This is a genomic window from Pseudoxanthomonas composti (assembly GCF_004122095.1).
GTDB classification, from domain to species: Bacteria; Pseudomonadota; Gammaproteobacteria; order Xanthomonadales; family Xanthomonadaceae; genus Pseudoxanthomonas_A; species Pseudoxanthomonas_A composti.
Genome location: NZ_SAWZ01000002.1, coordinates 725,101 through 750,238, shown reverse-complemented (window position 1 = coordinate 750,238; position 25,138 = coordinate 725,101). Strand labels below are relative to the sequence as shown.

Sequence of the window (25,138 nt, the reverse complement as noted above, 5' to 3'; positions counted from 1 at the left end):
CGCAATAGCGACACTGCAATTCGCGCTACAGCCCGATGGTCCCGCCGGATGCTGTCGTAGTGCGCCCTCGCGGAAGGCCTTAAACCATCCTGTGGGAGCGGCTTCAGCCGCGAAGAGGCTTTACCGAGAAAGCCTCTTCGCGGCTGAAGCCGCTCCCACACGGCATTTGCATCTGGCTCGGTCGTGCCCAGTGCAGTCGCACCGCCGCGCCAGGCCCGCACCGCAACGGCCGCTTCGCTCACAACGCCGCCGCCCCGTGCGTCTCCGAACCCTGCTGGGGTGAAACCACTCGCCAGGCGCCATTCGGAAAGAGCCAGATGCGGGTGACGTTGCCCGGTGCATCAAGCGCTGGCCCGTCGCCATCATTGGCCAGGCGCGGGGCCTGCTCCAGCAGGACTGCGCCATCGGCACAGAACTCGGCGCAGGCGCGGCGATGCAGGGACGACGCGTCGTCCCGGGCGCTGCCTGGCGCGTGCGCGGCCTCGCGCCACGCGGCCTCATGCGTGGCGGTCCCGGTCTCCATCCCGGTCGGCCACGGGTTTACTGCCGGGCGCGCCCGCCTGCGGTCTGCCGAGCGCGGTGGGGCAGGGACGACAGCGCGGACTTCGGCCAGGCCGGTGATCAACAGCAACATCAAGAGCAGCAGCAGTTCCATGACCGTCTCCTGGCGTTAGAAAGGGTGCAGCGGACCTCGATCAGGCGATGTCCCGACCGGTGACTCAGTAGTGCTTGACGGCCGGGTCGTAGATCGTGGCCTGACGCGCGATGAGCACCCAGGCACCATCGCTGTACTGCCAGATATTGGTGGCGCGTCGGTGCAGCCGCTTGCCTTTCTCCGGACCGAAGGTCGGCGTGTAGGTGTCCTCGCCCATGGTCACCGCGACATTGCCGTAGAACTCGGCGCGCTCGAGCTCGAAGGTGGTGCCCTGCTCGTAGTCCAGCATGCCGGCCTTGATCGCGCCGAACACCTGATCGCGTGTCAGCACCGAGTTGTCGGGCGAGTTGACCAGCAGCTTGGGCGACCAGAGCTTGTCCAGGGCGACCAGGTCATGGGCGCGGATGGCCCGGCCCACGGCCTCGGCCGCCTGCGGCAGCTGCTGCCTGGCGCGCGCGTCCAGTTCCTGGGCCTGCGCGAGGCCGCAAGCCAGCAGCAACACCAGCAACAGCAGCAACAGCAGCGGTTTGGCGATCTTGAACATGAAATTTCCTTGTTGAAGTGAAACCAAAGGTCGTGACCTGGCCGCGAGCGCGGGACCTGGCCGACCCGGTTCGTCAATGGGTGGGCGCAGGGCGTCTATCGCGCCTGTCCCCATCTGTTACGCCCAAAGGCGCGCCAGTCCGCCATCGATGCGGCCGACACGTCGCTTTGCCCCGGCTCAGGGCGGGTTGGGCCAATGAAAGTCCTCGCGTGCCACCGACACGCTGAAACCCTCGGCCGCGGTCTGGCGCCACCAGCCGTCGGGGACGAACAGCGCATCGCCCGGGGCCAGCAGCACCGCATGCAGTTCCAGGCCGCGCAGCTGCGGCTGGCGCTGCAGCAGGTCCGGCGCGCTCAGGTCGCCCAGCGATCCGGCACGGGCCAGTGGCGCCAGGCGCGCGGCCTCGCCGGGCGGGGCCAGCCACATTCGGCGCTGGCCGTGCAGTTGCAACAGCAGGCGATTGCAGTGCTCCGGTGCGGCCAGGGTGCCGCTGCCGGCGGCTTCCAGCCACAGACGGCCAGGGTCTTGGCCGCTCAGCAGCCGATCCAGGCGGCCCAGCCGCGGGCTCAGCGCGGGCAGCGCTTGCAGCGGGCCGGTCAGGCGCGCCTGACGCCCGGGCGTGCCGGCTGGCTGCAGCGCCAGGCGGACGAACCAGGCCAGGGTGCCGGCATGGCCCAGCGCATCGACCAGCGACACGTGGCCGTGGGCCGAGGCCAGCGACTGCGGCGTCCAGCGTCCCAGCGCTTCCTCGATTTCCCCGGCCAGCAGCACCGGCCAGTTGGCGGCGTAGTGGTCCTCCAGGAAGGCGCCAGCGGGCAGGCCGCCGCTCCGTGGGATGTTGCGGGCGCGCGCCGACAGCGCACGCAGCCGCTGCAGGCGCGAGAGCACCTCGGCCGCGTCGCGCTGCGGCAAGGCCGGAACCACCGCGTTCGCATGCGGGCATGACGGTGGCGAGGCGGCCGTCGGCAGCGGCGCGGCGCCCTGGAAACCGGGCAGGCGCAGCTTGCTGCGATGATCCGGCGCACCCGGCGTGCCGTCGGCATCGGTGCCGTGGAAATAGAACTTCTGCCACTTCGCGCGTGGCGCGGCGTCGGGTGCCGCGGCGAGCTGGCGCTGGAAGGCGTCGCGCGACCGGCTCCATTGCTCGAAGCGCCGCTTGAGCGCTGGCGCCTCATCGATCGGCGCGATGCGTGGCGTCACCTCGTCCAGCAGGTTGCGCGGCAGCGGGAACAGGAAGGCCACCGGCTCGTTTTCCTCGAAACGCACCACGTGTCCTGGCCGGGTGAAGCGCCAGTTCATGGTGAAGGTGTAGGGCGCCCAGTCGGTCTCGATGATGCCGCCCAGCGCGGCCACGCCATCCTTGGCCTGGTTGGGCGAGCCACCGACCCACAGGTCGTGTCCGGGCGCGGTGCAGAACAACCCAGGCACATGGAAGGTGAAAGTGCCCTGGCCGAACAGCGGGATGGGGGCATCCTGTTCGGCCGTGCCCGGATCGACCTCGATGCGCACGTCCTGCGGCAGCGGGCCGCCGTTCCAGTGCGCCTGGAACCCGCACGGACTGAGCAGTTCCCAGCCGTGCGCGTTGGCGATGCCCAGCGGCAGGCAGCGGTAGGCGAAGCCCTCGGGGCTTGCGTCCATCCAGGCGCGCCGCGGACTGGCCGGGCGCAGCCGCGGCTTCCAGCCTGGATAGACGTAGCAGGTCAGCTCCATGCGGGCCTGGTACTCAGAACGTCGTGCGCAGGCTCAGCGTGCCCTGTTGGTCGCTCCAGCCATCGGCCCACTGTCCGTGCCAGACCAGCGACAGCGTCCACGCCCCGCCATGCGCGGTCAGGCCGGCGCCGGCCTGGCCGACATTGCGCGAGATGGCATCGCGGTTGCCGTCGAACAGCGTGCCGTCGGCCGCGGCAAGGGCGTAGCGCTGCCCCTGTCCGGCTTGCGCGCGGCGGTAGCCCAGCTGCAGCTCCGGCGTCCAGCGGATGCCATTGGCCTGCTCGAAGCTGCGGGAGAGTCCAAGCCCGGCAAACGGCGACACCAGGGTCTCGCGCGCGGCCTTGCCGGTGATCTTGAACGCCTCCGGCACCGCGCCGGTTTCGGCGAAGGCATCGCCGGACAGGCGCGTGGCCACCACGCCTGCCACCGGCGTCAGCTGCACCTGGCCCAGCTGCAGCGGCAGCGCCAGCTGCAGTGCCGCGGTAGTTGCATCGGTGCCGCGGCTGGACAGGGCCAGGCCCAGGCCGGTCTGGCGCCAGGCCTGCTCACGCGCGTTGGCATGACCCAGCATCGCCGACACGCCCAGCCGACCGATCAGCTGCGAGCCGTACAGCGCCACGCGGGTGACATCGCTGCGGCCACGGCTGCCGATGCTGTCGTGCATCCAGGCATTGTCCACGCCCACGGCCAGGCCCAGGCGCGTGCCCTGGCCGAGCGTGAAGTCGGTGCCCACCTGCGTGGCCGTGCTGCGCGCGCCGAAGCCGACCTGGTCGCTGGCGCTTTCCACATCCAGATCCTGGTAACGCACTTGCACCCAGCCGCGCGCGGCTGGATCGAGCGCGGTGTCGTGGTTGAAGAGGCTGTTGCCATCGCCCTCGGCGCGCGTGCGGGCCAGCAGGCCCATGGCATCGGCCTGGCTGGACAGCGCCAGGGCGGTGGCCTGGCGGCTGAAGAGCTCGGCATCGTTGGGTGCCACCAGCACCGGTGCGGTGGGGACCGGTGTCGGGGTAGGCGTCGGAGTAGGAGTAGGAGTAGGAGTCGGCGTTGGCGTTGGCGTTGGCGTGGGTGTGGGTGTGGGAGTCGGCGTTGGTGTCGGCGTTGGAGTAGGTGTCGGCGTCGGCGTGGCCGTGGGCGTGCCCAGGGTCAGGTAGGCATTGTTGGCGTCGTAGCTGATCGTGGTGGGAAAGCCAGCCGGCGGCGTTGTGCCCGCGGCGTTGGTCACGGTGGCGAACTGGCCGCTGATGCCACCGCCGGCGGTGAGGAAACTGCGCGTGACCGAGCTGTAGGTGCCGGGTGCCCAGGCGAAGGCCACCGTGCCGGCCAGCGTGGCGGTGCCGGCAAAGCCCGGATTGCCCGCGACCTTGAGCTGGTCGATGGCATCGGGCGTCACCCCGACCACCAAGGTGCCGGTGGCGGTCTGGATGTAGTCGCTGGCGCCGTAGGTCGGGCCCAGGCTGACGGTATTGCCCGGCGTGCCGGATTGGCTCAGGTCGAACACGCCGGCGTTGTTGACCAGCAGCCGGCGTGCGTCGGTTTCGCGCTCGATCAGCAGCCCTTGGCCTGCGATGAAGCGGGAACTGGCATCGATGTTGAGGCTGGCATCGCTGCCATTGCCATCCCCTCGCATGCTGAGCACGCCGGTCATCGTGCCGACGCTGCCGTTGCGCAGGTTGATCGTGTTCCAGCCGGCAAGTGCGATCCCCGGCGCGCTGGCGTTCTGGTAACCGAAGCGCCCAAGCCAGGTCACGCCCTCCAGATTCAGCGTGCTGTTGAAGTTGCCTGCATTGGCGTTGAGGAAGGTCAGGCCGGCCATGTCCGCCTCACTCAGCCCGCGCAGGGTCATGGTCCCCACGCCGATGTTGATGCCGCCACGCACCGAGCCACCCGTCCACAGCACCGTGGTGGGCGCGTCCGCGCTGGGGGCAAAGGAACCGGGCACGGTGTCGCCGACGACTGATCCACTCAGCAGATTGAGCGTGGCGCCAGGGTGCAGCACCATGGCCGTGTAGACCGAGGTGATGGTGCCAGTGTTGTTGAGCACCAGCGCCCGGTTGACGTCGATCCCGCCCACCACAGTGCCGGCGTTATTGAGGGTCAGGACCTTGCTGTTGACCGAGCCGGTCAGTCCGCTGCCCTGGTCCCAGATCCCCATGACGTTGTTGGTGGCGCCACGCGGAATGCTGCCCCCGTTGGCGGCGGCATCGGCCGCGGCAATGGTGGCGCCCGGGGCGATATCCAGGGTGACTTGGTCGCCGCCGGCCATGGTCAGGCCGGTGTAACCCTGGATGGTGCCGTTGATGGTGAGGCGTATGGCCGCGTCTATGCCGGTGCCATCCACGCTGCTCCCGCTACCGCCCAGGCCGGTCACCCTCAGCCCGTTCCCGCCGACCGTGTTGCTGTCGACGACGCTCCCGTCGACGCGGATGTTCATGCTGCGATTGCTGGTACCTGGCGTGGCCGTGGTCCATTGATTGATGCGCCCGCCGTTGGACCCGGCGGTGAGCAAATTGCCCGCGATCACCGCGCTCACCGGTCCATTGAAGTTGTCCACGACCATGCCGGCGCCCAGGGCGTTCTGCAGGGAGGCGCCGGCCGCCACCTGGATGTCACTGCCGCCGGCGCCGCGGTTTTCGGTGTAGAGACCAAAGCCGCCGAAGACGGCGGTGTTGCTGTTGGCCACCTGGCCCTGGATCAGCACCGTGGTCTTGCCGCTGCCGCCGGTGAGGGTGGACTGGACGCCATAACTGCCACCATAGGTGACGTTGCCCACGACCAGCGACAGATCGCCACCGGCGGTGGTGCGCAGGCCGGTCGCGCTGGCGTCGATGCTGCCGGTGGACTGCACGGTGACCGCGCCAGCGCTGTTGGCGATGTAGACGCCATCGCCATTGCGCGCGGTGATGGTGCCGTCGCTGACCAGCGAGAGCGGGGCGCTGCCGCTGCCGACGTTCCAGAAGATGCCGCCGCCACCGGCGATGCTGGACTGCTGGGCATCGGTGAAGCTGCCGGCTCCGGTCAGGGTCAGCGCGGTGGCGGTGTTGCCCACGTCCAGCCCGAAGCCGGCCGCGGTGCTGGCGGTGTCGACGGTGGGGCTGAAGGCAATGGTCTGTGGCGCGGTGTTGGCGCTGGCGGGGCCATCGCAGATCCAGGTCTGGGGCGTGAGGTCGTTGCGCAGGACGCAGGCGGCCAGGGCCTGCTGGCTGGCCAGCACGGCCAGGATGGAAACGCTGAGTGCGGCATAGCGCGGCACGGCCTTGCGCCGGATCGGGTTCATGTCTGCTCCAGGAGGGACGAGGGAGCCATCGCCCCTGGTCAGGACGACGGCGCGGGCCCGCCTCGCACGGGCTCGCATTTCCTGTTACGCCGCATGGACCAGCGCGCCGCCACGCATGACGTTTTTTTTTGCCGCAGAGATAAAGGGACGCACGGCTCGCGTGCGCGGTCCAAGCAGCCCTAGGGTGGATGACGCTCTCCCATCCACCATCGCCTCCAAACGGCCAGCACGACCACGGGGGGCGTCCCGCGCGCAGCCGCGGCAGGCGCCTTGATGGACAAGCTTCGCGTTGTCCACCCCACGTAGGGTGGATGGCGCTTTTCCATCCACCATCGCGGCCAACGACAACAAGGAGCGACGGTGTCCCACGCTCGCCCGCGGCGGCGTCTTGGTGAACAGCTCCGCGTCGTCCCTACGTAGGGTGGATGGCGCTTTTCCATCCACCATCGCGGCCAACAACGACGACAAGCGACGGCGTCCCACGCTCATCCGCAGCGGGCGCCTCGGTGGACAAGCTTCGCGTTGTCCACCCTACGTGGGGTGGATGGCGCTTTTCCATCCACCATCGCGGCCAACAACGACGACAAGCGACGGCGTCCCACGCTCATCCGCGGCGGGTGCCTCGGTGGACAAGCTTCGCGTTGTCCACCCTACGTAGGGTGGATGGCGCTTTTCCATCCACCATCGCGGCCAGGAAAAAAAACGCGGGAACGCGACGTTTTACGCTCATCCGCGGCCGGTGCCTTGGTGGACAAGCTTCGCGTTGTCCACCCTACTCGAGGTGTTTGCAGTGCATGGAAGCGTCGGCTTCCCTCCTTGCTTGTCACGCGCGCTTGGGACCAGCCTCAGGTGCCCAAGGCCTCGTAAAGCAAGGCCTTGGCAATGGACCAGTCGCGCTGCACCGTGCGTTCGGACACGCCCAGGGCCAGGGCGGTCTCGCTGTCGGAATAGCCGGCGAAGTAACGGCAATCGACGATGCGCGCCAGGCGTGGCTGCTGGCGCTCCAGTTCGGCCAGGGCCTCGTCCAGGGCGACGATGCGCTCGTCGCTTTCGGCCAGCACCTCGACCGTGTCGATGTCCAGCAGCGCACGGCCCGGGTCGCGCTTGTGGCGCAGGCGCGCGCGGGCGTGGCTGACCAGCACCTGGCGCATGGCCAGGGCCGCGGTGTTGAGGAAATGCGCCTGACCCTGGAAGGCGCCGTGGCGGCTGAGCTTGAGATAGGCCTCGTGCACCAGCGCCGTGGTCTCCAGCGTGGCCGCGCGCGGGTAGGCGCGGCCGCGTTCGCGCCGGGCCAGGCGCTTGAGGTCGGCGTAGAACATGCGCGCCAGGTCATCGACCAGCGAGGCATCCGGCTGTGGGGGAGCGGCGTCCATGGGGGGATTCTGCCCCAGGGCGCGGGCGGCGGCGCGGTTCATCTCCGCCCCGCCGTGCGTCCGGCCTTGATGCCCGCAGCCTGCGGGGCGCGGCGCGCCTGCGCAAGCGCCTGCTGCGTCTGGACGATGCGCGGGCTCTGCGGCAGGTCCAGCTCGCGGCGCAGCGCCAGCGAGGCCTCCAGCAGGCGCGCGGCGCCGTCGGCATCGCCCAGGGCCAGGGCAGCGCGGCCTTCGATCAGCAGGGCATCGGCGATCGTCGAGCGCAGGTAGGGCGCCAGCGCGCTGGCGCGCGCCGCTTCGACCGCGGCCTGGGCGCGGCGGGCGGCATCGGCGGCATGGCCGCCGGCCAGCGCCAGCTCGGCCTCGGCCAGGGCGCGCTGCAGGCGGCGCGTCTGCGCCTTGGGGCCATCGCCCTCGATTGGCTTCAAACGCGCGTACCCGGCCTGGGCTTGTTCCACCTGGCCTTGCGCCAGCAGCGCGCGCACGCGCAGCAGCATGTTGAAGTCGTTGGGACCGGCGCTGCCGAGCGCCTGCATCAGGCGGTCGCATTCGTCCAGCACCTGCCGGGCGTCGTTCGCCCGGCCCAGTTCCACCAGTGCCTCGGCCTGGCGCTGCAGGGCGGTGGTCAGCACGCTGCCGCCCGGATCGGCCGTGCGTGCCCGGTGCACGGCCTGTTGCGCATCGACCAGGGCGCTGGCCGGATCGCCGGCGCGGACCTTGGCCCGGCTGCTGGTGGTCAGGGCCTGGATCAGCAGGAACTGCGCTTCCGGGTTGTCGCTCGCTTTCGGCGCGGCGGCCCGCACGCGTTCGGCCTCGGCCAGGCCTTCGCGGGCACGGTCGGCATTGACCAGCGCCACGGCCAGCGTGGCGCGTGCACGCACCAGGGCGAAGTCGTTCTCCGCGGTGGAGGCCTGCGCGCGCTGGATGCCACGGCGCAGGTCGGCCGCGGCGGCGGCGTGTTCGTAAGCGTAACTCTCGGTCTCGCCCAGCTGGATGTAGTAACCGGCCAGGGACGGGTTGGGGTCACCATCGGCCTGGATCGAGACCTGCACCGAGCGCCGCAGCGGCGCCACGGCCTCGGCGGTCTTGCCGCTGTAGGCCGTGGCCACGCCTTGCAGCTGCAGCGCGCGGGCCAGCTCGGAAGAGGGCGGATACGCCGACAGGATCGTCACCGCCTGGCTGGCATCGGCCAGGGTGCGGTTCAAATCGCGGGTGTAGTTGTTGGTGGCCGAGGCCACCAGCAGGCGCCCGCGCAGGATCGAATGTCGATCACCGCGCCGGTCCAGGATGGCGCGCGCTTCGGCCAACAGGGCTTCGGCCTGGGCGTGGTCGTCGATGGTGATGCGCGCCTGGGCGATCAGGTCGTTGGCAAGCTCCAGCGAGTCAGACCCATGCAGCTGGCGGCTCAGGGCCACGGCCTGCTGGCGGATCGGCAACTGCTCGCCGCTCAGCGCGAACTCGTCGTAGAGGTTGGCAAACAGGCGAAGCAGCGCCAGCTTGTTCTCCGGCGCCTGGTCCAGCTCGGTCTGGATGCGCGCCGCGCCGATGTCCAGCAGCTCGCGTGCGGTGGTCTGGCGTGCGCGCACCGGGTCGGCCTGGCGGCTGCTGTTGGTGCGGAACAGGTCCACCATGAAGCCCTGCATCGCCGCGGCGCGCTGCGCCTCGCGCTGGGCGCGGCGTTCCTGCCAGGCCAGCGTCACCAGGCCGATGCCCAGCGCCAGGAAGGCGACCCCGACCAGGGCCAGGCCGCGCCAGTGCCGGCGCACGTAGCGCCGCAGCTGGTAGCTGCGCGCGCCGGCGCGGGCCAGCACCGGGCGGTGCTCCAGGTGGCGGCGGATGTCCTCGGCCAGGGCGCGCGCGTCCGGGTAGCGCTGCTCGGGTGCCGGGCGCATCGCGCGGGCGACGATGGCGTCCAGGTCGCCGCGCAGCGCGCGCGCGGGCACCGGGCCATCGGCGGCGACGACACGGCTGGGCGGCGGCGGCTCGGCCGCGGCCAGGCGCCGCACCGCGGTGGCCAGCGCGCTGCCCTCCAGCGCCCAGGGCAGCCTGCCGGCGAGCAGTTCGTACAGGGTCACGCCCAGGGCGTAGACATCGGTGGCGGTGCCGACCAGGCCACCGTCGAGCTGCTCGGGCGCGGCATAGGAAGGGGACAGCTGCAGGGTGCGCGTGCTGGCCGCGGCCGCTCCGCCGCCTGGCGCATCATCAAGCAGGCGTGCCAGGCCGAAATCCAGCAGGCGCGCCTGGCCGTCGTCGGTGACCAGGATGTTGGCCGGCTTGATGTCGCGGTGCACGACCAGTCGGGTATGCGCGTAGGCCACGGCATCGCAGACCTGCAGGAACAGGCCCAGGCGCTCGGCCACGCCGCTGCCACGTGACTGGCACCAGCTGGCCAGGTCCTGGCCCTGCACGTACTCCATGGCCATCCAGGCCAGGCCCTCGTCGGTCACGCCGCCGTCGTAGAGGCGGGCGATGCCCGGATGCACCAGCGAGGCCAGGATGTCGCGCTCGGCCGACAGGCGCCCTTGCACCGGGTCGGGCACCTGCGCGATCAGCTTGATCGCCACCTGCTGTCGGAAGCCCCCGGCGATGCGTTCGGCCAGCCAGACCTGGGCCATGCCGCCCGCGCCCAGCCAGCGCAGCAGCCGATACGGCCCGACCACGCGCCCGGGCGCTTCAGCATCGGCCGTGGGCGAGGCGCTGTGGTCGAAGGGGGAGCGGTCCAGGAAGCCGTCGCCGCCCTCGGCCAGCGCCAGCAGCCGCTGCAGGCGCTCGCGCAGCTCGGGCTGGCCCTCGCAGGCGCGCGTCAGCGCAGCCTGGCGCTGCGTCGGCGGCAGGGCCAGCAACTGCTCCAGCAGCGCATGCACGCCGTGCGCATCGGTCTGCGTCATCGAAAGGTTCCAGGCCCGTCCCCTGCCGTTGACGAGCATAGCGGCACAGACCGGCCGGACGACGAGGGCGGAGCCCGATGCCGACGCGTGCGAGACGGCGATGCAGGTGGCGGGCGCAGGTGGCGGGTGCAGGACGATCCATGCCGTTGCCGCCGTCGGCCTGAAGGCAAATGCTTCGCCGATGAATCGGCTCCCACGCGCTTCGAAGGAGCGGCACGGCGTCAGCGCTCCCGCGCGACCGTTCTTCCTCGTGGCAGCCGATTCATCGGCGATGAGGCTTCCCGAGCGAGTGGGGCGGATCTCGCCAATGCGCTGCTGGACCTTTCGGCAGGCGTGGGCTCCGGCTTTGGGGTTGTCGCGCAAGCTGGCGTCATCGTTACGGACTTCGTGCTTTGGCGGATCACGATCCGCCCTACGCGCTACGCGCCTGTGATCGCGAAAGCATCTTGTGGGAGCGGCTTCAGCCGCGAAGGGGCTTTACCGGTAACGCCCCTTCGCGGCTGAAGCCGCTCCCACAAGGGAGCTCCGCATCGCGATGAGATAGCGACGCCCGGCATTGGGTGTTAACGCCGCGCGCGCAGATGCCTGTGTGCGCGGGAGACTCAAGCTGATGTGCGACGTCCTCACACCGAAGCCGAAGGCGGCGCAGCAGTGGACGCGCGCAGCATCAGCCTGAAGTCCAGTGTCTGCTGGTGCGGCACCTGGGTGTTCTCGATCAGCGCCAGGACCAGCTGCACGGCACGGATGCCGATCTCGCGCATGGGCTGGGCCACGCTGGTCAGCGGCGGGGTCAGATAGCGCGAGGAGGGCAGGTCGTCGAAGCCGACGATGGAAAAATCCTGCGGAACACCGATGCCCGATTCGCGGCAGGCGGCAAGACAGCCCAGCGCCATCTGGTCGCTGAAACAGAACGCCGCCGTCGGCGCCGCGGGCTGGCCGATCAGCCGCATGCCCGCCGCATGGCCGGACTCGACCGAGAAGTCGCCAGGCAGTAACAGCAGCTGCCGCAGACGGCCGTGCGCGCGGGCCGCGGCGCGCGCGCCTTCCAGCCGCTGCTGGTGCAGCGGGTTCTCGGCCGGGCCGCCGATGACGGCGATGCGCTCGTGGCCCAGCGCGTACAGGTGCGTCATTGCCGCGCGCGCCGCGCTGGCGTTGTCGATGTGCACGCTGGGGATGCCCAGCGATGGGTCGAATTCGCAGCCGTTGACCACCGGCGCGGCGGCGCCGAGCCGGGTGACGATCTCGCGTGCGGTGGGCGGCAGGCGATGGCCGAGCACGATCAAGCCATCGGCCTCGTTGCGGCGGAGCATCTGCGCATAGCGCTCCTCGCGCTCGGGCTGGTGCTGGGTGTCGCCCAGCAGCACCGCATAGTCCGCCGCCTGCGCCGCTTCCTCGGCGCCTTGCAGGATCTGCGCGAAGAAGGGGTTGGCGATATCCGGCACGGTGACCAGGATCTTGCCGGTGCGCTGGGTCTTGAGCGTGCGCGCGGCGGCGTTGGGGACATAGCCCAGAGTGGCGGCCGCCTGCTCGATGCGCGCGCGCGTGGTGGGCAGCACCTTCTCCGGGCGCGACAGGGCGCGGGACACCGTGCCCGCGGAGACACCGGCGCGCTTTGCAATGTCATAGATGGTGGGCATGGTCAATCCTGCCTTCGCCGATGCGGCGCACAACGAGTGTACGCACCAAGCCATGCTAGGATCGTGCAATCGATTGCATCTAGGCGGTTCGGCGTGAAAACACTCAAGGGCCCGGCGCTGTTCCTGGCGCAGTTCATTGGTGACAAGCCTCCTTTCAACCGGTTGGACACCTTGGCCGAGTGGGCCGCGGGGCTGGGCTATTCTGGCGTACAAGTGCCCACCAGCGCGCCGCATCTGTTCGATCTGGCCAAGGCCGCCGAGAGCCAGGCCTACTGCGACGACATCGCCGGCATGCTGGCCGGCCACGGCATCCAGATCACCGAGCTGTCCACGCATCTGCAAGGCCAGCTGGTGGCCGTGCACCCGGCCTACGACAGCTTGTTCGACGGCTTCGCGCCGCAGGACAAGCGCGGCAACCCGGCCGCGCGGCAAGCCTGGGCGGTGGAGCAGGTCAAGCTGGCGGCCAAGGCCAGTCAGCGCCTGGGGCTGACCGCGCATGCGAGTTTTTCCGGCGCGCTGGCCTGGCCCTACATGTATCCCTGGCCGCAGCGTCCGCCGGGGCTGGTGGAAGAGGCCTTCGCCGAACTCGGCCGCCGCTGGCGCCCGATCCTGGATGTGTTCGACGAATGCGGCGTGGACCTGTGCTACGAGATCCACCCGGGCGAGGACCTGCACGACGGGGCGACCTTCGAACGCTTCCTGGACGTGGTGGACCACCACCCGCGCGCCAAGATCCTCTACGACCCCAGCCACCTGCTGCTGCAGCAGATGGACTACCTGGGCTTCATCGACCGCTACCACGCACGGATCGGCATCTTCCATGTCAAGGATGCCGAGTACCGCCCCAGCGCGCGCAGCGGCGTCTACGGCGGCTACGAGAACTGGATCGACCGGCCGGGTCGCTTCCGCTCGCTGGGCGATGGCCAGATCGATTTCAAGGCGATCTTCTCCAAGTTCGCCCAGTACGATTTCCCGGGCTGGGCGGTGCTGGAGTGGGAGTGCTGCCTGAAGCATCCGGAGGACGGCGCGCGCGAGGGCGCGGCCTTCATCCGCGACCACCTGATCCGCGTCACCGAACACGCCTTCGACGATTTCGCCGACAGCGGTGCCAGCAGCGAATCGCTGCGCAAGATGCTCGGGATCTGATTCACACCTGTTACTGACCTGGGAGGGGAAGTCATGACGTCCACCATGTCGCGCCTGGGCGCGATGATGTTTCTGCAGTTCTTCATCTGGGGCGCGTGGTTCGTCACCCTGGGCACGTACCTGGTGCAGGGCCCGTTGCAGGCCAGTGCCAGCCAGGTCGCCACCGCCTTCCTCAGCCAGTCCATCGGCGCCATTGTCGCGCCGTTCCTGGTGGGGCTGATCGCCGACCGCTACTTCGCCGCCCAGCGCATCCTGGCGGTGCTGCACATCCTGGGCGCGGTGCTGATGTGGGGCGCTTCGGTGGCCACCACCTTCGACACCTTCGCCGCCTGCGTGATGGGCTACATGCTGCTGTTCATGCCCACCCTGGCCCTGGCCAACAGCATCGCCATGCGCCACATGCAGGTGCCGGAGAAGCAGTTCCCGCCGGTGCGCGTGGCTGGCAGCGTGGGCTGGATCATCGCCGGCGTGCTGATCGGCTGGCTGGGCTGGGAGCAGTCCCATCGCCTGGAGCTGACCTTCCGCATGGCCGCGGGCGCCTCGCTGCTGCTGGGCCTGTACGCCTTCACCCTGCCGCATACCCCGCCGCTGGAACGCGCCCGCAATGCCTCGCTCGGCCAGATCCTGGGCCTGGACGCGCTGCGTCTGCTGAAGTCGCGCTCCTACCTGGTGTTCTTCCTGGCTTCCATCGCCATCTGCATCCCGCTGTCGTTCTACTACAACTTCACCAACCCCTATCTCAACGACCTGGGCGTGCGCGGCGCGGCTGGCCTGCAGTCGCTGGGGCAGGTGTCCGAAGTGCTGTTGATGCTGGCCATGCCGTTCCTGTTCGCGCGGCTGGGCGTTAAGGCGATGCTGGCCCTGGGCATGGCCGCCTGGGTGCTGCGCTATGCCTTGTTCGCCTACGGCGATGCCGGTGCCGGCTTCGCGCTGCTGGTCGGTGGCATCGTGCTGCACGGCATCTGCTACGACTTCTTCTTCGTCACCGGCCAGATCTACACCGATGCGCATGCCGGCCCGGCCGCGCGCAGCAGCGCGCAGGGCTTCATCACCCTGGCCACCTATGGCGTGGGCATGCTGATCGGCAGCTTCCTGTCCGGTGCGGTGGTGGAGCACTACACCACCGCCGCCGGCCGCGACTGGCAGCACATCTGGCTGTTCCCCGCGGGCGTTGCGCTGGTGGTGCTGGTGGCCTTCCTGTTCCTGTTCCGCGACAAGCCGGCCTCGGCTGCGGTCGCGCCTTCGCATTGAGGACCTGAAAGATGAGCAAGCCCGGCATCGCCATTCTCGGCACCGGCATGATCGGCGCGGTGCACCGTCGCGCCGCGCTGTTGGCCGGCGCGTCGATCCGTGGCGTCATGGCGTCCTCGCCGGCACGTGCGGAAGAAGCCGCGCAGGACTGGGGCGTGCCCAAGGCCTATGCCGATATCGCCGAGGTCGTGGCCGATCCGCAGGTGCAGGTGGTGCACGTGTGCACGCCCAACCACCTGCATCGGGCCATGGCCCAGGCGGCGCTGGAAGCGGGCAAGCACGTGATCTGCGAAAAGCCGCTGGCGACCACGCTGGAGGATGCCCAGGCGCTGGCCGCCTTGGCCGCCTCCACCGGGCTGGTGGCCACGGTGCCGTTCGTCTATCGCTACCACCCCGTGGTGCGCGAGGCGCGTGCGCGCATTGCGCAGGGCGAGCTGGGCCCGCTGCGCCTGATCCACGGCAGCTACCTGCAGGACTGGCTGCTGGACCCGGCCAGCAACAACTGGCGCGTGGACCCCAAGCTGGGCGGCACCTCGCGCGTGTTCGCCGACATCGGCTCGCACTGGTGCGACCTGGTGGAGTGGGTGAGCGGTGAGCGCTTCGTCGATGTCAGCGCCGCGTTCGAGACGGTGATCGCCGAGCGCGCGGTGGCCGCCGGCAAGAGTTTCGCCACTCCGGCCGCGGGCGGTGAGGTGCAGGCCGTGTCCAGCGAGGACGTGGCCGCGGCGATGTTCAAGACCAGCGGCGGCACCCTGGCCTCGCTGACGGTCAGCCAGGTTTCGGCTGGCCGCCGCAACCGCCTGTGGTTCGAGATCGATGGCGGCAAGGCCAGCGTGGCCTTCGACCAGGAAGACAGCGAGCGCCTGTGGATGGGCTATCCGGACCAGCGCGAAGTGACCTTCTATCGCGGTCCCGGCGCCGGCAGCGCTGAGCAGCGCCGGCTCTCGACCCTGCCGGCCGGTCATGCCCAGGGCTATGCACAGTGCTTCGAGTCCTTCGTCGCCGACACCTACCAGGCCATCGACGGGCAGCGTCCGGAAGGGCTGCCCACGTTCGACGATGGCCTGCGCTCGGCACAGATCGTAGACCGGGTGATCGCCTCGGCGCGTTCGCGTGCCTGGACCCGCATCGACGCGGCGCAGCCGTGATTCAGATCCAACGCTTCATCTTGTCATCGACTCTGGGAGGAACACCATGACATTCAACATGCCACGCAAACTCGCCGCCGCCGCGCTGCTGTGCTGCGCCGCCTTCCCGGGCCTGGCCCAGCAGGGCAAGGCGCCGGCGCAGCCGATCGCGGTGCAGATGTACACCCTGCGCAGCCTGCCCACGCTGGAGGATCAGCTGAAGGCCGTGCAGGACGCGGGTGTCAGCGCGGTGGAGACCGTCGGCACGCAGAACGTGTCGGCGCCGGAGCTCAAGGGCCTGCTGGACAAGTACCAGATCAAGGCCATCTCCACCCACGCGCAGCTGGCCGACCTGCGCAAGGATCTGGACACCGTGGTGGCCTTCAACAAGGCCATCGGCAACAGCGTGCTGGTGGTGCCCTACCTGCAGGAAAGCGATCGTCCCAAGGACGCGGCCGGTTGGACCGCCTTCGGCAAGGAGCTGGGGCAGATCGCCAGGAAGCTGCAGGCCCAGGGCATGACCCTGGCCTACCACAACCACGACTTCGAGCTGGTGGACTACAACGGCAAGACCGGCCTGGAGCTGCTGTTCGCCGCCGCCGGCCCGGCGTTGAAGACCGAGCTGGACCTGGCCTGGGTGGCGCGCGCCGGCTACGACCCGGCGGTGTTCGTGGGCAAGTTCAAGGGCCGGCTGTTCGCGGTCCACGCCAAGGACAATGCGCCCAAGGGCCAGGCGATGGACGAGGGTGGCTTTGCCGCACTGGGCACCGGCGTGCTGAAGTGGGACGCGATCCTGCCGGCGGCGTCCAAGGCCGGCGTGAAGTGGTACATCATCGAGCACGACCAGCCCAAGGACCCGGCCGCGGTGATCAAGACTGGCGCGACCTATCTCAAGGCGCATCTGCCGGCCCAGGCCAAGCGCTGAGGCGCCGCCGCAGAAGATGGTGAAAAAGGCGACGCCCTGGGGCGCCGCCTTTTTGTTGGTGCTGTGCCTCGTGGGAGCATCAGTTGCGGAAGCTGCACGTGTGGGAGCTCCAATTGTGGAAGCGGCTTCAGCCGCGAAGGGGCTTGCCCGGGAAAGCCCCTTCGCGGCTGAAGTCGCTCCCACAAAAACAACTCCGCAGCTGACGGCCCGAGGCCATCTCGATTCGCTCCCACAGAAAACGAGGAGGGCGGATGTTGATCCGCTGCCACGATCCTGGATTTTCCTCAACCAATGTGGCTGGCGTGAGGCTGTGGTGCAGCGATGGGCGTAATGGGCACGGACCCTGCGCGATGGCGGATCGCGATCCGCCCTACGCTTCAGTCTCCATCACCCTCGAGCCGGAAGCAGCGGGACCCGTGGGAGGGGCTGCACTTGTGGTAGCGGCTTCAGCCGCGAAGGGGCATTGCCTGGGAAACCCCCTCGCGGCTGATCCAGAGCGGCTGCGCTCAACAAGCCGCTCCCATCGGCTCAGCGGCTTGGCAGTTCACGCACCCAGATGTTGCGGAAGCTGACCTTGGAGTCGTGATCCTGCAGCGCGATCGGCGCGCAGCCGTGCGCGCTGTAGGAGGGGGCACCGATGTACTCGGTCTTGCCGGCCAGCACGGTGTCGTCCTGCACCAGCACGCCGTTGTGCAGCACGGTGATGCGGGCCGGCGAGCGCAGGCCACCGCCTTCAGAGAAACGCGGCGCCTTCCAGATGACGTCGTAGCTCTGCCACACGCCCGGCGGGCGCGAGGCATTGACCGCCGGGATCGCCTGCTTGTAGATCGAGGCGGCCTGGCCGTTGGCGTAGGTCGGGTTGTCGTGGCTGTCCAGGACCTGCAGTTCGTAGCGGTCCTGCAGGAAGATCCCGCTGTTGCCGCGGTTCTGGCCGGAGACACCATTGGTGTCGGCCGGGCTGCGCCACTCCACGTGCAGCTGCAGATCGCAGAAATTCTTCTTCGTGCGGATGCCCTTGCTGCCTGGCAACACGGTCAGCACGCCATCGGCGACCGACCAGGGCGCCTTGCCGCCGGACTCCGATTCCCAGGCGTCCAGGCCCTTGCCATCGAAGAGCACGGTGGCATCGGAAGGGGCGGCATGTTCCGGCGTGGCCACGACGGCGGGCACCGGCTTCCAGACCTCGGTCTTGGCGGCCTCGCGCTGCTGCGCGCTCTGCGCCAGGCCAAGCGTAGGCGCGGCCAGCAGCAGGCCCACCATCGCGATGGGCGTGCGCATCGACCATTGCGACAGCGTCAGGGCAGGGCGAGCGCGGTCCATCAGCCGGTCGCCCAGGCCGGCGTGCCCTTTTCGTAGGGCATGTCGCCGTCGTAGCGGCCGGGGACGGCCTCGTAGCGCAGCACCTGGGTGGCGCCCACCTCGGAGGTGAAGAAGCTGAAGAGCACCAGCTGCTTCATCATGGTGAAGTAATGCGGTGGGGTTTGCTTGTCTGCGGCGCCGGCCTTGTTCTTCATCGCCACGGTCTTGGCTTCGGCATCCAGGGTGCGCAGCAGGTCGCCGCGCGCGGCGGGCTTGAGGGCCACAAAGCTCCCCTTGCTGCGCTTGTCGATGTCGGCCAGGCCCGCACGGAAGATGTCCTGCTGCTCCTTGGTGCAGCAGTCGGTGACGTACTGGGCCATGAACAAGCCGACACCTGCGTCCTTGGCCCCCGGCGTGCTGGTCTTGGGCAGGATGACCTCGGCGATCTCATCCAGCTTGGCCACCTCGGTGGGGGAGAAGCTGTTGTTCGCCCCGGGCACCGGCAGCTGGGCCTGCGCGAAGAGCAGCGACGGATTTCCGACCAGCGCCGCGCCAGTGGCGGCGGCGATCATCTTCAACAGTTCGCGACGTTCCATCAGAGATTCCCCGCCTTGAGTTCGCGCACGGCATGGTCGGCCGCGCGCGCGGTCAGGGCCATGTAGGTCAGTGAAGGGTTCACGCACGCGGCCGAGGTCATGCAGGCACCGTCGGTTACGTACACGTTGGGTGCGTCCCACACCTGGTTGTGCATGTTCAGCACCGAGCTCTTGCGGTCGCGGCCCATGCGCGCGGTGCCCATCTCGTGGATGCCCATGCCCGGTGCGTAATCGCTCTCGTAGGTCTTGACGTTCTTCACCCCGGCCGCTTCCAGCATCTCGGCCGCGTCCACGCCCATGTCCTTGCGCATGGCGAACTCGTTCTCGCGCAGCGACACGTCCATGGCCAGCACCGGCAGGCCCCACTTGTCCTTCTTGTTCCTGTCCAGGCTGATGGTGTTGTCGTGGTAGGGCAGCATCTCGCCGAAGGCGGTCATGCCGATGCTCCAGTCGCCCGGGGTGGTCAGGGCGTCCTTCAGGTCCGCGCCGATGTTCAGCTCGGCGATGTCGCGCGACCAGCCGCTGCGGCTGGCCGAGCCCTGGTAGCCGAAGCCACGCGTGTAGGGCCGCTTGTCGGCACCGACGTTACGGAAGCGCGGGATGTAGAAGCCGCAGGGACGACGGCCGAAGTAGTACTTGTCGTCGTAGCCGTCCACCTCGCCCGAGGCGCCGATGCGGAAGTGGTGGTCCATGACGTTGTGGCCCAGCTCGCCCGAGGACGAACCCAGCCCGCCGTCCCACACGTCGGTGGCCGAATTCATCAGCACCCAGGTGGAGTTGAACGCCGAGGCGTTGAGGAAGATCACCTTGGCGGTGAAGGTATAGGTCTGGCCGTTCTCGGCGTCGATGATCTCCACGCCGCGGGCGCGCTTGCGGTCCTTGTCGTAGAGCACTTCCTTGACGATGGAGAACGGGCGCAGGGTCAGGTTGCCGGTCTTCATCGCCGCCGGCAGGGTGGCCGACTGCGTGGAGAAGTAGGCGCCGAACGGACAACCCAGGATGCACTTGTTGCGGTACTGGCAGTTGGTGCGGCCCTGCTCGACCTTGGGCTCGGTGATGTTGGCCGAGCGCGAGTGGATCATGTGGCGGGTGCCGCCAAAGGCCGCCTTGATGCGCGCGGCCACGTCCTTCTCGACGATGTTCAGCGGGATCGGCGGCAGGAACTGGCCATCGGGCAGCACCTCCAGGCCCTCGCGCGTGCCGGAGATGCCGGCGAAACGCTCGACATGGTCGTACCAGGGCGAGATGTCGGCATAGCGGATCGGCCAGTCGGTGGCGATGCCTTCCTTCTTGTTGGCGTTGAAGTCGATGTCGGACAGGCGATAGCTCTGCCGGCCCCACATAATCGAACGCCCGCCCACGTGGTAGCCGCGGAACCAGTCGAAACGCTTGGTCTCGGTGTAGGGGCAGTCCTTCTCATCGGCCCACATGCCGTTGGTGTTTTCCGCCAGCGGGTAGTCGCGCTTGAGCACCGGGTGGTCGGCGATCATCTGCTGCGTGGGCACGTTGCGATGCGGGAAATCCCAGGCCTCCTTCATCGCATTAACGTAGTCCTTGATGTGCTCGATGTTGCGACCGCGCTCGAGCATCAGGACCTTCAGGCCCTTCTCGGTCAGTTCCTTGGCGGCCCATCCGCCGCTGATGCCTGAGCCGACGACGATGGCGTCGTAGTGGTTGTCTGCCATGGGGTGTGTTCCCTCGGTGGATATGTTCTAGATGTCGCAAAGACGGACCGCATCGCGCAGCGAGGCGAGCGGATCGGGGGCGGTCGGGATGAACTCCTGAGCCAGGTAGCCGGTGAAGCCGGTCTGGCCGATCGCGCGGCAGATCGCCGGATAATTCAGTTCCTGGTCGTCGCCGATCTCATGGCGACCGGGCACGCCCGCGGTGTGGTAGTGCACGTAGTAATCATGGTGCTTGCGGATGTTGGCGATGATGTCGCCCTCCATCACCTGCATGTGGTAGATGTCGTATAGCAGGCCGAAATGCGCCGAACCCAGGCGCTTGCACAGCGCGATGCCCCAGTCGCTGTGGTCGCACAGATAGTCCGGGTGATTGACCTTGGAGTTCAGCAGCTCCATGGCCAGCACCACGCCGCGCTTTTCCGCATGGCCCAGGATCCGCTTCAGACCGGCTTCGGCGTTGCGCAGTCCATCCTGCGGATCCATGCCGTTGCGGTTGCCGGAAAAGCAGATCAGGTTGCGATAACCGGCATCGGCCACCAGGTCGATGTGGCGGGTGTAGCGTTCCACCAGCGCATCGTGGAACTCGCGCCCGGCAAATCCCTGTTCCAGGCTGATCTCCGCGCCGTTGCACATCGAGCTGTCCACGCCATGGGCCTTCAGCGTCGCCCAGTCCTGCGGGCCGACCAGATCGATGGCGGAAAAGCCGATGCCCTTGACCGCCACGCACAGCTGCTCGACCGAGAGCTTGGGGAAGGTCCAGCGCGCCACCGAATGCTTGTATGGCGCCTTGAGCGGCGACGAGGGCGCGTTCGACTGCGCAGCCAGTACGCCAGGGGCGGCCAGGGCGACGCCACCGGCCAGGGTGGCGCGCAGCGCATCGCGACGACTGAAGCGCGCGCTCATGCGCCCACCTGCTGGCGGCCTGTGCCGACCGCGTGCACTGGTACGGGTGTGTGTGCTTCCAGGCCAGTTGAAGCCGCCGCGCGCGCGGCGTGTCGCCCGGCGCGAATCGCTGCTGCGTGCGGGCTTTCAGGACGAGGAGAGATCACGCTGGAACCCATCGAGGCGATGGTGGAAAGCGCGCGTTGCGGGTGTGCAGGACAATGGCCACGTTTCCGCTGGCCTCCCAACCAGGTTCCACAGGTTAAATCGTTTCATGCAATCGATTGCACGATAACAGCCATGCCAGGGTTTGCAAGGCCCTTGCGTCTAAAGTCTGTGCTGCAGGGCAGCATGGACACGTGCGCGCTCGAACTTCAAATTTTTAGTGGCAGACAGCGCCGTCGATGATATGCCAAGCAGGTTGGCGGCCGGCCATGCGCATGTGTAGCTGAACGCGCGACAGTGGTGCTGTGTGACCAGGTAGACCAACCAGTGAGCGCAGCTGCCTTGGCCGCGCCGATCGCGATCGACGCGTGGGCGGGCGGCGTGGAAGGGCAGGCCGTCCCTGGCCGCCGCCGCGTTCTGCGGGCTAGGCGATCAGAGCTGGACCAGCAGCTTGCCGAAATTGTGCCCCTGCAGCAGGCCGATGAAGGCCTTTGGCGCCTGCTCCAGCCCTTCGACGACATCCTCCAGATACTTGATGCGGCCTTCCGCCAGCCAGCGCGTCATCTCGCGCTCGAACTGCGGGAACAGCGCGATGAAGTCGCGCTGGATGAAGCCACGGAAGGTCAGGCGCTGCCGCAGGATCTGCCCCATCAATGCAGGCAGCCGGTCAGGGCCCGGGAAAGCCTCATCGCGCGCGTTGTAGGTGGCAATGGTTCCGCAGACAGGGATGCGGGCGAAATCATTCAGCCGCGGCAGCACCGCATCGAACACCTTGCCGCCGACATTCTCGAAGTACACGTCGATGCCATCAGGCGTGGCCTCAGCCAGTCGCTCGGCGAAATCCGGCGCGCGGTGATCCAGGGCGACGTCGAAGCCGATCTCTTCCAGGTAGGCGCATTTGCGCGGGCCACCGGCGATCCCGACCGCACGCGCGCCGTGCATCTTGGCGAGCTGGCCGACGGTGGCGCCGACCGGGCCGCTGGCCGCCGCGACGACCAAGGTCTCGCCGCGCTGCGGCTTGCCGATCTCGTGCAGCCCGGCGTAGGCGGTGAAGCCCGGCATGCCGAACACGCCCAGCGCGGTACTCAACGGCGGGCCGGAGGGGTCCAGGCGACGCGTCAACTGCTCCGCAGGCAGCACCGCATGGGTCTGCCAGCCGCCGCTGGCCAGGACCAGGTCGCCGGGCTTGAAGCCCGGCGCGTGGGAGCGCACCACCTCGGACACGGTGCGGCCTTCCATTACCTCATCCAGCGCCACCGGCGGGGCATACGAGCGCCGGTCGTCCATGCGCCCACGCATGTACGGGTCCAACGACAGGTACCGGTTGCGGACCAGCACCTCGTCGGGCCCGGGTGCCGGCAGCGGCACTTGCTCCAGCCGGAAGTTCTCGGGCACGGGCGCACCCTGCGGTCGCGAGGCCAGGACGATGCGGGTGTTGCGTACATCGGACATGTGGGGGATCTCCGAAAAGTGTAAGGGCGAATGGACCTGATCATGCGAGCAGGCAGGTTCGGCGGACGCGAAAGCCGTGATCGCCAGCCTGCCTGCTCACTGCAGGACCGAGAACAACTCCGGCCGCGAGGGAGCGGAGTTTCCGACCACGCGTGCGCTCCTCGCACGCGGCCGACAGCGCAGGCCGTCCCATGACGACAAGGCGCGAGGGCGTCCTGCGCACAACCGCAGCGGGCGACTGGGTGGACAAGCTGCGCGTTGTCCACCCTATGCAAGGGACGCATCCGCACACTGACGACTGCACGCGATCCCGGCCAATGGCATGTGCTCAGGATTCATGGGTTGCGCTCATTACGCGCGTCGCGGCTGGTGCACGCCATGTTGCGGCAATGTTGCGGTGGTTTGTTGCCACGCCCCCTGGCGGCGCCTGGCCGGTGGCAGGCGGACAGGCCCTCATCCGGCCCGCGCCCACGCCTGCCTACCATGCCGGGCGACGACGGCACGACTCAAGGAACATCCATGCGCATCCTCCTGGTGGAAGACGAGATCGAACTGGCCAGCGCCGTGCGCGGCAGCCTGGAGCGGCAGCGTTATGTGGTCGATCACGCCGGGACGGCTGCGCTGGCGCGGCAGGCCGCGCACGGCGGAACCCATGACCTGGTGCTGCTGGATCGTACCTTGCCCGATGGTGATGGCCTGCGCCTGATCCCCGCCATCCGTGAGCGCAATCCGGGCGTGCCGGTGATCGTGCTCAGCGCCCGTGGTGAGTTGTCCGATCGCATCGAGGGCCTGGACGAAGGGGCGGACGACTACCTGGCCAAGCCCTTCGACCTGGAGGAGATGCTGGCGCGCATCCGCGCCGTGCGCCGGCGGCCGACGGACCTGCGACAGGAACAGGTTGCGCTGGGCCGGCTGGTGTTCGACCTGGATTCGGAGGAGGCCAGTGTCCACGGCGAGCGCCTGGATCTGCCGCGCCGTGAGCTGCGCGTGCTGGCCGCGCTGATCCGCCGGGCCGGGCGCACCGTGCTGCGCGAGTCGCTGGAACAGGCGGTGTACGGATTCGACGATGAGATCCAGTCCAACACGCTGGATTCGCACGTCTCGCGCCTGCGACGCAAGCTGGCCGACGCGGACACGGGGGTGGAGATCCACACCATCCGCGGTGTCGGCTACCTGCTGCGGGAGGCCAAGTGAGCCGCGGCCAGGCGTCGCTGAAGTGGCGCCTGATCCGGCAACTGCTGATCTACCACCTGCTGGCCTTGCTGGTGGCGTTCTTCGTACCGCTGACGCTGCTGGTGCGTGCCGACAGCGGCGGACAGTTCACCGATGAGAGCTTCGCCAAGGTGGCCGCCGATGCGGTGGTGCGTACGCAGGACGGCGGCCTGGCGGTGCGCATGACGCCGGAGCTGGCCGAAGCGCGCGGCCAGACGCCCACCGCGTGGTTCGTGGCCGAGGACGCGCGTGGGCGTTCGGTGTCCTTCGGTCGGGTGCCTTCCGAGTTCGACTCGATGCGCGGGCGCCTGCATCGCCTTGCCCATGGGGATCTGCGCGGTCGGGTGGCCGAGCAGGGCCTGTCGGTGGTGGTGCGTCGCGAGACCGGACCGGCGGGCGAACTCACCGTGCTCGGACACGGCAAGCTGACGGCGGTCACGATGGTGCTGGTGATCGCCGCGAACGTGTTGATGCTTCCCATCTTCGTGCTGCTGGCGGTGGTCACGATCGTGCTGACCACGCTGATCGTGCGGCGCTCCATGGCAGGCGTAGCCCACATCGCCGGCGAGGCCGATCGCATCGATATCAATCAGCGCGGCCTGCGGCTGACCGAGTCGGAAGTCCCCAAGGAGATCGCGCCCCTGGTGCGTGCGGTCAACCACGCCCTGGCACGGCTGGACGAAGGCTACGAGCGCCAGCGTCGTTTCATCGCCTCGGCCGCCCATGAGCTACGCACGCCCATCGCCATCCTGCGCGCCAGGATCGACGTGACCGACGATGCCACGGCGCGGGCGCTGTCGGCCGATGTGGCGCGGCTGGCCACGCTGGCCGAGCAGTTGCTGGACCTGCACCGCATGGAGCACGCCGAGCGCATGGAGACGCTCGAGCTGGGCGCGCTGGCCCGGCGCGTGGTGGCCGACCTAGCGCCCCTGCTGATCGCGGCGCGCAAGTCGGTGGAGGTGGTGGTCGCACGCCCGGGCACCGTGCTTGGCGATGCCGGGGCGATCGAGCGCGTGCTGTCCAACCTGGTGCAGAACGCCGCAGAGCACGGCGCGCGGCGGATCGTCGTGCGGGTGGACGGGACGAGCCTGGAGGTCGAGGACGATGGCCCGGGTATCCCCGAGGAGGATCGCGCGCGCGTGTTCGAACCCTTCCAGCGCCTGCGCCCGCGCAGCACCGGCGCAGGCCTGGGCCTGAACCTGGTGCAGCAGGTCGTGGAGCGGCACGGCGGTCGCATCAGCCTGCTCGACGGCGCCACCGGTGGCGCGCTGGTGCGCGTGGAGCTGGGCCAGGGGCCATGACGGCCGGACAAGGTTG

At 68.9% G+C, this 25,138-nt stretch carries 18 protein-coding genes and 1 pseudogene; 6 read left to right on the top strand and 13 right to left on the bottom strand.

Annotated elements, in window-relative coordinates; genetic code table 11:
• Positions 1 to 238 precede the first annotated feature (238 nt).
• From EPA99_RS06490 to EPA99_RS06460, 8 genes and pseudogenes are all read right to left on the bottom strand, one after another.
• Positions 239 to 655: a hypothetical protein gene (locus EPA99_RS06490; RefSeq protein ID WP_129470355.1), complete on the bottom strand. Its 417-nt coding sequence runs from the start codon at positions 653 to 655 to the stop codon at positions 239 to 241.
• A gap of 64 nt (positions 656 to 719) precedes the next feature.
• A complete protein-coding gene (locus EPA99_RS06485) occupies positions 720 to 1,199 on the bottom strand; it encodes a nuclear transport factor 2 family protein (protein WP_164978578.1) in 480 nt (159 codons plus the stop codon).
• 177 nt (positions 1,200 to 1,376) lie between these two features.
• Complete coding sequence (locus tag EPA99_RS19150; RefSeq protein WP_425479176.1) at positions 1,377 to 1,895, bottom strand: cupin-like domain-containing protein; 519 nt, start codon at positions 1,893 to 1,895, stop codon at positions 1,377 to 1,379.
• 258 nt (positions 1,896 to 2,153) lie between these two features.
• A pseudogene (locus EPA99_RS19145) lies at positions 2,154 to 2,909 on the bottom strand (DUF6065 family protein); the annotation flags it as partial.
• Positions 2,910 to 2,922: 13 nt separating this feature from the next.
• Complete coding sequence (locus EPA99_RS06475) at positions 2,923 to 6,183, bottom strand: autotransporter outer membrane beta-barrel domain-containing protein (RefSeq protein ID WP_129470353.1); 3,261 nt, start codon at positions 6,181 to 6,183, stop codon at positions 2,923 to 2,925.
• Positions 6,184 to 7,028: 845 nt separating this feature from the next.
• Complete coding sequence (locus EPA99_RS06470) at positions 7,029 to 7,556, bottom strand: ECF-type sigma factor (protein WP_206733703.1); 528 nt, start codon at positions 7,554 to 7,556, stop codon at positions 7,029 to 7,031.
• A gap of 38 nt (positions 7,557 to 7,594) precedes the next feature.
• Positions 7,595 to 10,444, bottom strand: coding sequence for a serine/threonine-protein kinase (locus tag EPA99_RS06465; RefSeq protein ID WP_164978576.1), 2,850 nt, complete (start codon positions 10,442 to 10,444; stop codon positions 7,595 to 7,597).
• A gap of 623 nt (positions 10,445 to 11,067) precedes the next feature.
• A complete protein-coding gene (locus EPA99_RS06460) occupies positions 11,068 to 12,081 on the bottom strand; it encodes a LacI family DNA-binding transcriptional regulator (RefSeq protein WP_129470351.1) in 1,014 nt (337 codons plus the stop codon).
• Positions 12,082 to 12,174: 93 nt separating this feature from the next.
• Between EPA99_RS06460 and EPA99_RS06455 the strand changes: the two genes are divergently transcribed.
• The 4 genes from EPA99_RS06455 to EPA99_RS06440 are packed head-to-tail and all read left to right on the top strand — an operon-like array spanning position 12,175 to position 16,530.
• On the top strand, positions 12,175 to 13,227 hold the full coding sequence (locus tag EPA99_RS06455) for a sugar phosphate isomerase/epimerase family protein (RefSeq protein WP_129470350.1): 1,053 nt from the start codon (positions 12,175 to 12,177) through the stop codon (positions 13,225 to 13,227).
• A 33-nt stretch (positions 13,228 to 13,260) separates the two neighbouring features.
• A complete protein-coding gene (locus tag EPA99_RS06450; protein ID WP_129470349.1) occupies positions 13,261 to 14,478 on the top strand; it encodes a nucleoside permease in 1,218 nt (405 codons plus the stop codon).
• A gap of 11 nt (positions 14,479 to 14,489) precedes the next feature.
• Positions 14,490 to 15,626, top strand: a complete 1,137-nt coding sequence (locus EPA99_RS06445; protein WP_129470348.1) for a Gfo/Idh/MocA family protein — start codon at positions 14,490 to 14,492, stop codon at positions 15,624 to 15,626.
• A gap of 58 nt (positions 15,627 to 15,684) precedes the next feature.
• The gene (locus EPA99_RS06440; protein ID WP_129470347.1) at positions 15,685 to 16,530 is read left to right on the top strand and encodes a sugar phosphate isomerase/epimerase family protein; all 846 of its coding nucleotides are present in this window, start codon (positions 15,685 to 15,687) and stop codon (positions 16,528 to 16,530) included.
• 528 nt (positions 16,531 to 17,058) lie between these two features.
• On the opposite strand, the gene EPA99_RS06435 is transcribed toward EPA99_RS06440, so the two are convergent.
• The 5 genes from EPA99_RS06435 to EPA99_RS06415 all read right to left on the bottom strand — a co-directional run bounded on the left by EPA99_RS06435 (position 17,059) and on the right by EPA99_RS06415 (position 22,609).
• A complete protein-coding gene (locus EPA99_RS06435; protein WP_425479167.1) occupies positions 17,059 to 17,808 on the bottom strand; it encodes a 3-keto-disaccharide hydrolase in 750 nt (249 codons plus the stop codon).
• A gap of 41 nt (positions 17,809 to 17,849) precedes the next feature.
• The gene (locus tag EPA99_RS06430; RefSeq protein WP_129470346.1) at positions 17,850 to 18,425 is read right to left on the bottom strand and encodes a gluconate 2-dehydrogenase subunit 3 family protein; all 576 of its coding nucleotides are present in this window, start codon (positions 18,423 to 18,425) and stop codon (positions 17,850 to 17,852) included.
• A complete protein-coding gene (locus tag EPA99_RS06425) occupies positions 18,425 to 20,110 on the bottom strand; it encodes a GMC oxidoreductase (protein WP_129470345.1) in 1,686 nt (561 codons plus the stop codon). The genes EPA99_RS06430 and EPA99_RS06425 overlap by 1 nt, the downstream gene beginning before the upstream one ends.
• 27 nt (positions 20,111 to 20,137) lie before the next feature.
• Positions 20,138 to 21,013 carry a hydroxypyruvate isomerase family protein gene (locus EPA99_RS06420; RefSeq protein ID WP_129470344.1) on the bottom strand — a complete coding sequence of 292 codons (876 nt, stop codon included), beginning with the start codon at positions 21,011 to 21,013 and terminating at the stop codon, positions 20,138 to 20,140.
• 576 nt (positions 21,014 to 21,589) lie between these two features.
• On the bottom strand, positions 21,590 to 22,609 hold the full coding sequence (locus tag EPA99_RS06415; RefSeq protein ID WP_129470343.1) for an NADP-dependent oxidoreductase: 1,020 nt from the start codon (positions 22,607 to 22,609) through the stop codon (positions 21,590 to 21,592).
• 519 nt (positions 22,610 to 23,128) lie between these two features.
• Between EPA99_RS06415 and EPA99_RS06410 the strand changes: the two genes are divergently transcribed.
• Together EPA99_RS06410 and EPA99_RS06405 are read left to right on the top strand one after the other, a co-directional pair.
• Positions 23,129 to 23,803 (top strand): response regulator transcription factor, encoded by a 675-nt coding sequence (locus EPA99_RS06410; protein ID WP_129470342.1) that lies wholly within the window; start codon positions 23,129 to 23,131, stop codon positions 23,801 to 23,803.
• Positions 23,800 to 25,122 carry a sensor histidine kinase gene (locus EPA99_RS06405; RefSeq protein WP_129470341.1) on the top strand — a complete coding sequence of 441 codons (1,323 nt, stop codon included), beginning with the start codon at positions 23,800 to 23,802 and terminating at the stop codon, positions 25,120 to 25,122. The genes EPA99_RS06410 and EPA99_RS06405 overlap by 4 nt, the downstream gene beginning before the upstream one ends.
• The last annotated feature ends 16 nt before the right edge of the window (positions 25,123 to 25,138 follow it).